This is a genomic window from Yersinia sp. 1252 StPb PI (assembly GCF_048593885.1).
Lineage (GTDB): Bacteria > Pseudomonadota > Gammaproteobacteria > Enterobacterales > Enterobacteriaceae > Yersinia > Yersinia enterocolitica_E.
In genome coordinates this window covers 1-13354 of the sequence record NZ_JAZGQE010000043.1, presented here as the reverse complement: position 1 = coordinate 13354, position 13354 = coordinate 1, and the positions used below count along the sequence as shown (strand labels likewise).

Below are 13354 nucleotides of genomic sequence, written 5' to 3'. Positions count from 1 at the left end.
GGTTTAACCTCCATAATTAGTGAAAATAACGATGTCAGTCAAGCGGAATAAAACCTGTACAGCTTAAGGTTATGGATAAATCCATTATCAGCGACGATAAGCGATGTGACTGGGATTACCGACTAAACTTATCCCGACGAAATGAACGGATAAGTCGTTACTCGATAAGGAGTTAATTATGTTGCAAACCACAGTGCTGGCCTTGCATGGCCTTTCCTGTATGAATTGTGCCAAGCGAGTGAAAACCGCCTTAGAAAGTCGTGAAGATATTCATCATGCTGAAGTCGACGTTAACTATGCCAAAGTGACCGGTGAAGCCGATATCAACACGCTGATTGATACTGTCAAACAAGCCGGTTATCAGGCAGAAGCAGCCCAAACACCCGATACACAATTACAGCTCTCTGGCTTAAGCTGCGGCCATTGTACTGAAGCCACACGCCAAGCTCTGGAAGCCGTTCCCGGTGTAATTGCAGCCGTGGTGAGTGTGGATAGCGCTAAAGTGTATGGTAAAGCTGATCCGCAGGTGCTAATTAGCGCAGTGGAACAGGCGGGTTATCACGCCGCACTGCCAGGTGCCCCATTCCCAAAAACTGAGCCGCTGACTGACTCAGCCCCATCTCAGCCGGAATATCAGGCAGCGGCCTCTTCAACCATTCCGGCAGTAACAAGTGATATTAATGCTAACCCAACCACAGCGGTGGATATCGATAGCGTCCAGTTATTGCTAACCGGGATGAGCTGTGCCAGTTGCGTATCCAAAGTACAACATGCTCTGGAAGGTGTTGATGGGGTTGAGGTTGCGCGCGTCAATTTGGCGGAGCGTAGCGCGTTAGTAACCGGTAACCCAAGCAATGAAGCCTTAATCGCAGCCGTCAAAAATGCCGGTTATGGTGCGGAGATTATTGAAGACGAAGGCGAGCGCCGCGAACGTCAGCAACAGATGTCGCAAGCCAGTATGAAGCGCTTCCAATGGCAAGCAGCACTGGGCCTGCTGTTGGGTATCCCCCTGATGGGATGGGGGTTATTTGGCGGCAGTATGACGCTAACGCCAGAAACCCAGACACCGTGGCTTATTGTCGGGGTGATTACTCTGCTGGTGATGATATTTGCGGGTGGCCATTTCTATCGCAACGCCTGGGTCAGCCTGAAAAATGGCAGTGCCACCATGGATACCTTAGTGGCACTAGGTACCGGAGCGGCGTGGCTCTATTCCATTACGGTGAATATCTGGCCGGATGTTTTCCCGATGGAGGCGCGCCACCTCTATTATGAAGCCAGTGCCATGATAATCGGTTTGATTAACCTTGGTCATGCGATGGAACAACGCGCCAGACAGCGTTCATCTAATGCGTTGGAGCGACTGCTGGACCTGGCACCACCGACAGCACGGCGGGTATCTGACGACGGCGAGCAAGTGATCCCTCTGGCTGAGGTCCAATTGGGCATGACCTTGCGTCTGACTACCGGTGACCGAGTACCGGTTGATGGTGAAATTGTGCAGGGCGAAGTGTGGATGGACGAAGCCATGCTGACCGGCGAACCTATCCCACAACAAAAATCAGCAGGTGATGTGGTACATGCAGGTACCCAAGTACAGGATGGGTCGGTACTGTTCCGCGCCAATGCCATTGGTAGCCAAACCACACTGGCTCGCATCATCAAACTGGTTCGTCAGGCGCAAAGCAGTAAACCAGAAATCGGCAAATTGGCGGATCGAATCTCAGCGGTATTTGTGCCAACCGTGGTGGCAATTGCTGTTATCGCCGGGCTGATTTGGTATTTCCTCGGTCCACAGCCTCAGTTGGTGTACACCCTGGTGGTTGCTACCACAGTGCTCATTATCGCTTGTCCCTGCGCACTTGGACTGGCGACGCCGATGTCTATCATCTCTGGCGTCGGGCGGGCGGCCGAGTTTGGTGTTTTGGTACGTGATGCCGATGCATTGCAGCAAGCCAGTAATCTCGATACGTTGGTGTTCGACAAAACCGGCACGCTAACGGAAGGTCACCCACAAGTAGTGGCAATTCATACCTTTAACGGTGTCAGCGAACAACAAGCGCTGGGATGGGCCGCAGCACTAGAAACCGGCTCTAATCACCCATTGGCTCGCGCTATTTTACAACGTGCCGAAGGGCTGACGCTGGCTACCGTCAGTCAGTTCCGCACCTTACGTGGCTTGGGTGTCAGTGGTGAAGTTGACGGCATTCCTTTGTTGCTAGGGAACAACCGCCTGCTGGAGGAACAGAGCATTGATACCCGTGAGTTGCAATCACTCATGCAGCAGCAAGCTGAAAGTGGTGCCACCCCGGTTATCCTCAGCGCGATGGGTAAACCCGCGGCACTGCTGTCGATCCGCGATCCACTGCGCAGCGACAGTGTCAGCGCTCTGCAACGATTGCATCAACTGGGATACAGTCTGGTGATGTTAACCGGTGATAACCCAATTACCGCCAATGCCATTGCCAAAGAAGCCGGTATTGATCAGGTGATCGCGGGTGTATTGCCGGAGGGTAAAGCTGAGGCTATCAAGCAACTGCAAGCCGCTGGACATAAAGTGGCGATGATTGGTGATGGTATCAATGATGCCCCTGCACTGGCACAAGCGGATGTTGGGATTGCCATGGGGGGTGGTAGTGATATCGCGATTGAAACTGCGGCTATCACGCTAATGCGCCACAGTCTGCATGGGGTTGCGGATGCCGTGGAGCTTGCCAAGGCAACATTGCGCAATATGAAGCAAAACCTATTGGGTGCGTTTTTCTACAACGCACTGGGTATTCCGATTGCGGCGGGAATTCTGTTCCCGTTCACCGGAACATTACTTAGCCCGGTGGTGGCAGGGGCGGCCATGGCGCTGTCATCCATTACCGTAGTCAGCAACGCTAACCGTTTGCTGCGTTTTAAACCTAAGCAGTAAGCGCTCCTGATATCCCCAAAGTCATTGGCGTTGCAGGTAGGCTCAGGGATGGGCCGAGTAACAAGAGCAGCTAACCCCCTGCGGCTGCAAATACAAAGGGTATAACCTAATGGCGCACAACACTTTCATGTGCGCCATTTAGCGTTTAGCATGTTAAGAAATGCTAAAAAGGGAACCACATGGATATGGGCCAATTATTACGCCACATCGCACGATTTCTCGGTATCCTGACACCGGCGACCTACCCCTATCCGGCGTTGGATATCACCTTACCCGGTGAACGCCACTTCCATATGGTCGGCAGTATTCATATGGGAACCGAGAACATGTTCCCCCTCCCCCACGAATTACTGAATAAATTGAATCTGGCTGATGCACTTATTGTCGAAGCTGATATCACCGACACCTCCTCACCTTTTGGTACCGATACCCTCAGCGAAGCATTAATCGATAGATTATCTGAGGAGCAATATCAGCAACTGTTACAGCGCTGCGAAGAGCTGAGCACTGATCCGCACTCGATGGCCTTTCTACCGGCATGGCAGGTCGCCTTAATGCTTCAGGCTCGCCAGGCTCAACGTCTGGGATTGCGTGGGGAATACGGCATCGATTTTCAATTATTGAAAGCGGCAGCAGCACAAGAAAAAAGTGTTATAGAGTTGGAAGGAACACAAATGCAACTCGATTTACTGGAGACATTACCTGATAACGGCATGTCTTTACTGCTTGATACTCTGACCCATTGGCACACCAACGCACGCCTGCTGCAAACCATGATTGGCTGGTGGCTGGAACATCCCCCAACCAATAACCTAACCACACTGGCACCAACTTTTAGCCAAAATCTATACGATGTGCTGATGATTCAACGGAATAAACGCTGGCAGCAGCAACTAGAACATCTGCCAGCCGGGCGTTATGTGGTCGCGGTCGGTGCACTGCATCTGTATGGCGAGGGTAATCTTCCTGATTTGTTGCAACTCGGCGAGCAGTAATCACCAATAAAAGTAAAAAAATGGCCGATATCGCTATCGGCCAGTCAAAGAGGAATTTTCATTATTTTAGTTATTAAGCGCCCACACTCCTTGCGGATAATATGAGCTGCAGGTACAGGGTAGCAACCTGACGATTAGATTAGCAACTTACATTCATCATAACTCCGGCAATCCATCATGATAGCATTGATTTTATTAGGTTAATTTTTAACTCTACCGCAATGATTGGGTGTAGGATAATCCCTTGGAATAAATTTTCATTTTTAATTGGACGTTTATTATGACACCTGCAGTCGTTTTGCTGGAAAAACAAAAAGTTCCGTTCACATTACATCCTTATCACCATGACGCAGCAGAAACCAACTTTGGCGATGAAGCTGTTAAAAAGTTGGGGCTTAATGCCGATCAGGTTTATAAAACCTTGCTGGTCGCCTTGAATGGTGATGCCAAAAATTTGGCGGTTGCCGTTACCCCTGTCGCCACCCAGCTTGATCTGAAAAAAGTTGCGCGTGCTTTGGGTGCCAAAAAGGCGGAGATGGCTGACCCACAATTGGCGCAGCGCACCACCGGTTATTTAGTCGGTGGTATCAGTCCATTAGGGCAGAAAAAGCGCTTACCGACTGTTATCGATAGCTTGGCACAGGCGTATGCCACAATATTCGTTTCCGGCGGAAAGCGGGGTTTAGATATTGAATTGGCTGCAACAGATTTATGCCAGTTGCTACAAGGCAGCTTTGCCGATATTGCCAAGCGCGATTAATTTATTTATTGCATTACAAACCCGCACCGCGCTGCATATATCTCGTGCAATTCACCAGAAGCCTCCACTGCCAAATAGAGGCTTCCAGCTTCACGCCTTACTTATAAACAATCTCACCTTTCGGCTGATACTGACTGGCATCCAGTGGAGAGTGCTTTTCAATATACTGCTTTAACACTTCAGCATCGATAAAACCGGTGTTCACATAGCCCGGTAAGGTATCGATTTTCGGGTAGCCATCGCCGCCTAATGCATTAAAATTCAGGGTGGCCAGACGATACGTTTTATTCGGATCTAATGGCTTGCCCTGTATTTTCACGTCACTGACGCCATTACCATCAGCGACCAGGCTGACATTGGCAAATTGTGCATAAGCACCTGAATCGACTTTTTTATTCGCCACCACAGCCAGATACTTCTCGACCTCGCTGCCTTTCATATCGGCGTAAACCAAGGTATTACCAAATGGCTGGACCTTAAGCACATTTTTATACGTGATATCACCGGCATCGATAGAGTCACGCACCCCACCACCACTCATCACCGCGAAATCTGCACCCGCTCGTTCCATTTGCGCAGCCAATAACATCCGCGCCAGGTTGGTTTGTTCGAAACGAACCTTGCTACGATCACCTTCTAGCTTGCCATTGACACTGCCAACTTTAATATCCAACTGCGCCTTACCTTGCTCTTCAAAAGGCGTAAGTAGCTTCAGCATCGATGGATCTTGCGCAATCTCCTGGGTATAAAAGACCCGCTCACTGCTACCATCAGCCTTCTCAACTTTTTTCTTTAAATTGATTGGAATTAACTGATAACTCACCAGTTTCAACTCACCATTGCGGAATTTAAAATCAGCACGACCAACATATTTACCCCACTCATGAGCTTGAACAATCCAGGTCCCGTTCTGACGATCAGGCGCACAAGGTGTACCGGGAACATAATCAGCCTGCTTATGGTTCTCACTGGCCATACAAACCGGATCTTGCGAGTGACCACCCACTATCATATCTAAATAGCCTGCGGGGAGGCTGCGAGCCATCTCTACATCACCTGGAGCATTCGAACCATGCTTGCCATCATCGTAATGCCCCATATGGGTAGCGGCGATGATAATGTCAGGCTTATCGGTCTTTCGCAGTTGATCGACGACTTGTTTTGCTTCAGCGGCCGGGACATGGAATTCAATATCCGTGAAATACTCGGGATTCCCGATCTTGGCAGTGTCATCGGTCGTTAAACCAATTACCGCAATTTTCACCCCTTGCTTATCAAACAAGGCATAAGGCTTAAACAACCGCTGTTGCGTGCTTTTCTGGTAGATATTGGCCGATAACAATGGGAAAGTTGCCCATTTCTCTTGTTGTCGCAGCACACTCAATGGATTATCAAATTCGTGATTGCCGATGGCCATCGCGTCATAACCGACCAGATTCATACCACGAAAATCAGGCTCCGCATCTTGTAAATCAGACTCAGGCACACCGGTGTTGATGTCCCCACCTGACAGCAGTAGTAGACTTCCGCCTTCGGCTGCAACTTGTTTGCGAATACTATCAACGACAGTTTTCTGTGCCGCTAAACCATATTCGCCGTGATCGTTTTGCCAGAAATGCCCATGGTGATCATTAGTGTGCAATATAGTGATATCGTAAGTTTTATCTTTTTCCCAGGCAGCAGCCCATCCCGGTGCAAACGCCAGCGACACAGCCAAGGCACATGCTGTGGTCGGTAATGAAAAACGCATGGCAAATCTCCATGTAGTCGTTAAAAACCGGCCTGATAAATACCGATTTAATGAGTGAAAAGAGTGTAATGCATATCAATAGCACGATAAATCAACACCATACCGTGACGCAGTAAGCATTGTAGTGTGATTATGTATGCATGAATTTCATAACTTTGGAATATATATCAAATTATGTCAGATGTAGTAAAAATCATTCGATCTGCATAATATGTATTCGTTACCAACATATTATTAACAGTGAAATTATTAGGCGAATACTCACTATGACCGATCGTTCTGAGACTGGATTCCAGCCCTCCGTTAATGCCGCTGTAAAACGCACATCCTTCTCTATTCTGGGGGCTATCAGCGTATCTCATCTACTCAACGATATGATCCAATCGTTGATTCTGGCGATTTATCCTTTATTACAAGCCGAGTTTTCACTGAGTTTTACTCAGATAGGGCTAATCACGCTCACTTACCAGCTTACTGCATCACTACTGCAACCCCTGATAGGGCTGTATACCGATAAGCACCCTCAACCTTACTCTTTGCCTATTGGTATGGGTTTTACCTTATCAGGCATATTGTTGCTGGCGGTGGCAACCACTTTCCCTGTGGTTTTATTGGCAGCAGCGCTGGTTGGCACTGGCTCATCGGTATTCCATCCTGAGTCATCACGGGTCGCGCGCATGGCATCCGGTGGTCGCCATGGCCTGGCTCAGTCAGTTTTTCAAGTCGGTGGCAACTTCGGTAGCGCTCTCGGCCCACTATTAGCTGCAATTCTTATTGCTCCTTATGGTAAAGGCAATGTTGGCTGGTTCTCTCTCGCAGCCTTACTGGCCATTGTGGTGCTATTGCAAGTCAGTAAGTGGTATCAGCAACAGCAAAGAGCAACACATGGCAAAGTGATAAAAACCTCATCGGCAAAATTACTGCCTAAAAAGACGGTTATTAAGACGTTAGTTATTTTAATGGTGCTGATATTCTCTAAATACTTCTACTTGACCAGCATTAGCAGCTATTACACCTTTTATTTGATGCATAAGTTCGGTGTTTCAGTACAAAATGCCCAGATACATTTATTTGTGTTCTTATTCGCAGTCGCCGCTGGCACCATAATTGGCGGCCCTCTTGGTGATCGGATAGGGCGAAAATATGTTATTTGGGGGTCAATACTGGGTGTAGCGCCATTTACCCTTATTTTACCCTATGCTTCGTTGTATTGGATGGGGGTTTTAACCGTAATCATTGGCGTCATCCTCGCATCAGCCTTCTCTGCAATACTGGTGTATGCCCAGGAGTTGATCCCAGGGAAAGTGGGGATGGTATCCGGTCTATTCTTCGGTTTTGCTTTCGGTATGGGTGGGTTAGGTGCGGCTGTACTAGGGTATGTTGCTGATTTAACCAGTATTGAGCTGGTTTACCAAATATGTGCATTCCTGCCATTACTGGGGATATTTACTGCCTTATTGCCCAATATAGAAGATAAGTAATAGTAATAACCTTATAATCCCGACTGAGACTAGCACTTCAGTCGGGAGAGTCCCCTGTGTAATCGTGACAAAAACAGCAAGTCCCCCACAAACAACCACTTCAAACAATTTCCATGCCAAACCAGACTTTTATCGATAAAAAATGAATTTTTATCGCGCATTGATCGCATAAATACAATAAACTGATGTTATTGCTGTGAAATGCTTGCTGCTCCACATATCCCAATACTCATCCAAAAGGCGGCAAGCGCGTGACAAATCTGTCGGGAATGGATGTAAACGCTCCTTGCAGCGGCCTCGCAGAGATGGGCCAAGTAATAAACGTAGCCAACACACCTGCAATTTGAAAGATGGCGGGTATAACGAGAAGGAGTCTGGATGCACCACTCAACACCCTTAATCACCACGATCGTCGGAGGCCTTGTTCTCGCCTTCCTCTTGGGTTCCCTGGCCCACCGCCTACGCATCTCACCACTGGTGGGATACCTTGCCGCAGGGGTGCTTGCCGGGCCATTCACGCCGGGTTTTGTTGCTGATACATCATTAGCTCCCGAACTGGCTGAAATCGGTGTCATTTTGTTGATGTTTGGTGTCGGACTTCACTTCTCGCTTAAAGACCTCCTCGCAGTAAAAGCAATCGCCATCCCCGGAGCCGTGACACAAATAGCCGTTGCTACTCTGCTAGGTATGGGCTTGTCTCATTTATTAGGCTGGGATTTAGTCACCGGCTTGGTCTTTGGGTTATGTCTGTCAACCGCCAGTACCGTGGTATTACTGCGCGCACTGGAAGAACGGCAACTGATTGATAGTCAGCGAGGGCAGATTGCTATCGGCTGGTTGATTGTTGAAGATTTGGCAATGGTACTGACATTAGTGTTATTACCCGCATTTGCCGGAGTCATGGGCAACGAAACCACGAGTCTGAGCCAACTGTTTACAGAGCTAGCGATTACTATTGGTAAAGTGATCGCCTTCATAACCTTAATGATTGTCGTCGGCCGCCGGCTGGTGCCCTGGATACTGGCTAAAACAGCCAGTACTGGCTCGCGAGAACTCTTTACTCTGGCAGTCTTAGTCTTGGCGCTTGGGATAGCCTACGGTGCTGTAGGGTTGTTTGACGTATCATTTGCTCTCGGCGCATTCTTCGCCGGAATGGTATTAAACGAATCTGAGCTGAGCCACCGTGCCGCGCAAGATACCTTGCCGCTGCGTGATGCCTTTGCCGTGCTGTTCTTTGTTTCAGTCGGCATGTTATTCGATCCGATGATTTTGCTACGAGAACCATTAGCAGTGTTAGCGTCACTGACCATCATTATCTTCGGTAAATCGGTGGCGGCTTTCATCCTGGTGCGGCTGTTTGGCCACTCAAAACGCACAGCACTCACCATTTCCGTTAGCCTGGCCCAAATTGGGGAGTTCGCCTTTATTCTGGCGGGGCTGGGTATTTCTCTTGGTTTAATGTCTGAACATGGCCGTAATCTGGTACTGGCGGGAGCGATTCTGTCTATTATGCTCAACCCGTTACTTTTCACCTTGCTAGATCGCTATTTAGCCAAGAATGAGACGATGGAAGATCTTATTCTGGAAGAGGCGGTAGAAGAGGAAAAACAGATACCTGTAGATTTATGCAATCATGCATTATTGGTGGGATATGGCCGGGTTGGCAGCTTATTAGGGGCAAAACTTAATGCGGAAGGCATCCCGCTGGTCGTGGTAGAAAATTCGCGCCCGCGAGTGGAAGCACTCCGTGAACAAGGTATTAATGCGGTATTAGGTAATGCTGCAAGCGCAGATATTATGTCACTGGCGCGCCTGGATTGCGCCCGTTGGTTATTACTGACCATACCAAATGGCTACGAAGCCGGTGAAATAGTCGCATCAGCCAGAATTAAGCGGCCAGACCTTGAGATAATCGCCCGCGCCCATTATGACGATGAAGTGGTTTATATCTCAGACCGTGGCGCTAACCAGGTTGTTATGGGGGAGCGTGAAATCGCCAACAGCATGCTTAATATGCTGAAAATAGAAACGCTGACTGAAGAAGATAAAATGCCAGTTTGCCCAATTTAAAATTATATCTGTGTTTATAACTGAAGTTCTCTATCCAATAGATTTCAAGGTGCAGGAAGGCGGCAAGCAAGAAAATCCCGATGAGCTTACACCGGTAAGTGACTGGGGTGACAAATCTGCCGGGAGCAGATTTGAACGCGGCTTGCAGCGGCCTCGCCTTGCGAGGCCCAAGGATGGGCCGAGTAATGAGAGCAGCCAACACACCTGCAGCTTGAAAGATGATGGATATATTATCGTTCCCAGTACGACTCTTCTAAACTATCTTCCCGTTCAGGCAAGCCACGTGTTAAACGCGGCGAATGTTGATTCAATACCTGATAACTGACCCGATTGGCGTATTTACACACTTGTGCCAGCGAGGAGTAGCTAAGGTAACTACGCACATGTTTGCTAGAGTTCGGAACATTATTACGATGATAGCCATTCGCCGCAATATCATGTAGCACAGCGGATAATGCACCATCCCCTGCCCCGTTGGTATTCATTATCTTCTCTGGCCCGCCCATATAAGGGGCAATGTGAGAATAGATACGTAACGGATGGCCACAATGCTCTTGCCGCATTGCCCGGCTAAATTCATACAAGTTAAATTCTGCGATAGCGCCAGGTAATAATGGATGCTGTGTTTGGCGCTTATTTGCCTCTTCAGTATATCCCGCCATATAAAGCCCATTAGGACCCGCAGTACAAAGCACTAAATCTACCCAATTCAATGCCATGTCAGAAGCCATCAACGGATCATTCAGGCCCGTCAGTTCATAAGCCTCATCTTCATTCATCGCTAATATAGAGACATGCTCGTTGAGAAAATCGCGCCACCACTGCGGATTATCTGCAATAACATATTTCGTGCCTAGGGTCATCACGACAGGAACATCATGTTTCTTCGCATAGCTGATGGCTTGCATTGTGGCCGCAGGCATCGGTTCATCCGGCTTACAACGCACCAGATAAGCAGTCAGCACCAGAGCAGAAGCACCTGCAATCACATCTTCAGGAATACTTTCAGGACGTAGCTGATTCATTTGCCCGGGACTGATAGCAAAAGTCCGCTCACCATTATCACTAATCAAAGTAAAGCAGCGGCCAATAGCACCATCAACTGCCTGCAAATAATTCAGATCAGTGCGACTTGAGGTATTACACAGATAGCGATAGGCATAACTACCGATCTTAATATTGCTACACATGGTGCCCAACAGGATGGAACGATCATCAGCAAGGACAGAATAGTTGTGTAAGGTATTACCAATGGTACCGCCAGCAAACTCATGAGTAATCAACCCATTAGCAGTTAGTTCCTGATAAAGATTTTCAGCGATATCATCTTCAATCACTAAAGAGTGCCCTTGGCTCAGACCATAACGCGCAATAAAGCTCTCATCGACCTTGGCTTCAATATCAACCAACGTCTGGTCAATGCCAACGATATAAGAGGTACTCACTTCATTTTCAGTCTGCGCCGGTTGCAATAAAGGGTCACGGGCATTCACCGGAAAGTAGTGCTTAGATTTGCGTTTACCAGGAAATTTCATTGTTTTGAGTTACAAATTGAAATGGGAAGATAAGGAATTTTAGCATATGTAGGCATGAATTTAGCGGGCATAACCATTAGGATTTGATTGTTGCCAGTTCCATGCATCCTTTATCATTTCCGTTAGGTTCCTCTTAGCTTTCCAATCTAATTCTTTGAGCGCGAGTTCAGTACTTGCCCAGCACTCCGCGATATCACCAGCCCGACGCGCCGTTATTTCATAGGGGATTTTTTTGCCCGAAATGCGTTCAAATTCACTCACCATCTGAAGTACTGAATATCCTACACCTGATCCCAGATTATAAACTTTGTATCCAGCAGTCAGCCGATTAAGTGCACAAACATGCCCATCAGCAAGATCCATAACATGAATATAATCACGTACGCCTGACCCATCTTTGGTCGGATAGTCATTACCATATACGGCTAATTTTGGCAGTTTACCAACCGCAACTTGAGTAATAAACGGCAACAGATTGTTTGGCTTTCCATTTGGATCCTCGCCAATCAAACCTGAAGGATGGGCGCCAACAGGATTAAAATAACGCAATGCTCTTATCGCAAACTCGGGGTGAGCAAAAGAGAAATCCTTCAATATCTGTTCAACCATGACTTTCGATGAACCATATGGATTGGTCGTGCCTCCAATACGCGCATCCTCGGTCAGTGGGATAAACTCAGGATCACCGTATACTGTGGCTGATGAGCTGAATATCAGCTTCGTTACACCTGCAATTAACATTTCTTCAAGTAGGGTGATAGAACCTGTAACGTTATTTTGATAATATTCAATAGGTTTAACCACTGACTCACCTACCGACTTTAGGCCAGCAAAGTGAATAACGGAATCAATACTGTGCTCTAAAAATATTTTTTTTAGGCAACTGTTGTCTAATACATCACCTTGGAAAAATGTAGCCGAGCAGCCAGCAATTTCGGAAACACGTAATAATGACTCAACAGAAGCGTTGGATAAATTGTCTAATACAACAACATCTTCCCCTTGTTCCAATAATACTAATACCGTATGCGAGCCAATATAACCTGCACCACCAGTAACTAAAATAGTCATAATCTACCTTTAAAACGTAATAATTTAGAGTTTCATATTACGACCCAAGTATTATCTCTCTGCACTTATCTTTAACATTATTTATATCGAATTTACTCTTTTGCATCTGTGCGGATTTGTAAAAGAAGTCATAATTTGAAAATATGGTATTGAGAGCACTTTCTAGGTTTTCTGTCGTGTTATTTATCAGAATACCATTTTGGTCGACTATTTCAGCACAACCTCCCACATTACTTATGATGATAGGTAAACTAGCACTGACCGCCTCAATCGCAGCCATTGGCAAACCTTCACTTTCAGATGTTAGCACAAATACATCATAGTCATTAAACCTGTTAAATCCTTTAATTTCCCCATAGAAGTGAATGTTTTTATAACTGCTATATTCTTTCTCAAGTTCTTTATAATACTCACCATCTCCAACCATATCGAGATTAAAATGAGGATTAACGGCAGCAACTTTCAACATCAAGTCAGGTCGTTTAGGATAAGCAAGTCGACATACATAAATTATTTTATTTTTACACGGCCGATCAGAACGTTCAATCAATGGTGTTATAGCATTAAGCTGGACCGTAATCTTTTCAGGTTTAATACCAATAATATTAACCGCCTTATCAGCATCACTTTGAGATACACACCAAATCACATCAGTAATATTTGAAAGCAGTTTTTCAATATAACAAAATATAAACCTTAACATATTGCCATTGTATATACATGACCAGCCATGCGAAACATATACGCCGCGAAAACGTAAAAATAAACGAGC

9 protein-coding genes are annotated in these 13354 nt (G+C 46.9%); 5 read left to right on the top strand and 4 right to left on the bottom strand.

Annotated elements, in window-relative coordinates:
* Positions 1–178 precede the first annotated feature (178 nt).
* The 3 genes from copA to ybaK all read left to right on the top strand — a co-directional run bounded on the left by copA (position 179) and on the right by ybaK (position 4675).
* A complete protein-coding gene (gene copA / locus V2A85_RS08895) occupies positions 179–2920 on the top strand; it encodes a copper-exporting P-type ATPase CopA (RefSeq protein ID WP_420071275.1) in 2742 nt (913 codons plus the stop codon).
* A 185-nt stretch (positions 2921–3105) separates the two neighbouring features.
* Complete coding sequence (locus V2A85_RS08890) at positions 3106–3915, top strand: TraB/GumN family protein (protein ID WP_420071280.1); 810 nt, start codon at positions 3106–3108, stop codon at positions 3913–3915.
* Between the two features lie 280 nt (positions 3916–4195).
* Positions 4196–4675, top strand: a complete 480-nt coding sequence (ybaK, locus tag V2A85_RS08885) for a Cys-tRNA(Pro)/Cys-tRNA(Cys) deacylase YbaK (protein ID WP_083159927.1) — start codon at positions 4196–4198, stop codon at positions 4673–4675.
* A 97-nt stretch (positions 4676–4772) separates the two neighbouring features.
* On the opposite strand, the gene ushA is transcribed toward ybaK, so the two are convergent.
* On the bottom strand, positions 4773–6425 hold the full coding sequence (gene ushA / locus V2A85_RS08880) for a bifunctional UDP-sugar hydrolase/5'-nucleotidase UshA (RefSeq protein ID WP_420071274.1): 1653 nt from the start codon (positions 6423–6425) through the stop codon (positions 4773–4775).
* A gap of 266 nt (positions 6426–6691) precedes the next feature.
* On the opposite strand from ushA, the gene V2A85_RS08875 reads away from it, so the two are divergent.
* Both V2A85_RS08875 and ybaL read left to right on the top strand, forming a co-directional pair.
* Positions 6692–7906, top strand: a complete 1215-nt coding sequence (locus V2A85_RS08875; protein ID WP_083159931.1) for an MFS transporter — start codon at positions 6692–6694, stop codon at positions 7904–7906.
* 378 nt (positions 7907–8284) lie between these two features.
* Positions 8285–9976, top strand: coding sequence for a YbaL family putative K(+) efflux transporter (ybaL, locus tag V2A85_RS08870; protein WP_263699323.1), 1692 nt, complete (start codon positions 8285–8287; stop codon positions 9974–9976).
* 230 nt (positions 9977–10206) lie between these two features.
* Here the strand turns inward: ybaL and V2A85_RS08865 are convergent, their stop codons facing one another.
* The 3 genes from V2A85_RS08865 to V2A85_RS08855 form a co-directional block, all read right to left on the bottom strand.
* Entirely contained in the window at positions 10207–11511 is a 1305-nt protein-coding gene (locus tag V2A85_RS08865; RefSeq protein WP_263699322.1) for an inosine/guanosine kinase, read from the bottom strand.
* Between the two features lie 60 nt (positions 11512–11571).
* Positions 11572–12582, bottom strand: coding sequence for a UDP-glucose 4-epimerase GalE (galE, locus tag V2A85_RS08860; RefSeq protein WP_420071273.1), 1011 nt, complete (start codon positions 12580–12582; stop codon positions 11572–11574).
* 37 nt (positions 12583–12619) lie between these two features.
* The coding region (locus V2A85_RS08855) for a glycosyltransferase (protein WP_420071272.1) at positions 12620–13354 on the bottom strand (735 nt) is incomplete at its 5' end.

Coding starts and splice junctions, on each gene's coding strand:
- copA (WP_420071275.1), top strand. CDS start 179: ATGTTGCAAACCACAGTGCTGGCCTTGCATGGCCTTTCCTGTATGAAT.
- V2A85_RS08890 (WP_420071280.1), top strand. CDS start 3,106: ATGGGCCAATTATTACGCCACATCGCACGATTTCTCGGTATCCTGACA.
- ybaK (WP_083159927.1), top strand. CDS start 4,196: ATGACACCTGCAGTCGTTTTGCTGGAAAAACAAAAAGTTCCGTTCACA.
- ushA (WP_420071274.1), bottom strand. CDS start 6,425: ATGCGTTTTTCATTACCGACCACAGCATGTGCCTTGGCTGTGTCGCTG.
- V2A85_RS08875 (WP_083159931.1), top strand. CDS start 6,692: ATGACCGATCGTTCTGAGACTGGATTCCAGCCCTCCGTTAATGCCGCT.
- ybaL (WP_263699323.1), top strand. CDS start 8,285: ATGCACCACTCAACACCCTTAATCACCACGATCGTCGGAGGCCTTGTT.
- V2A85_RS08865 (WP_263699322.1), bottom strand. CDS start 11,511: ATGAAATTTCCTGGTAAACGCAAATCTAAGCACTACTTTCCGGTGAAT.
- galE (WP_420071273.1), bottom strand. CDS start 12,582: ATGACTATTTTAGTTACTGGTGGTGCAGGTTATATTGGCTCGCATACG.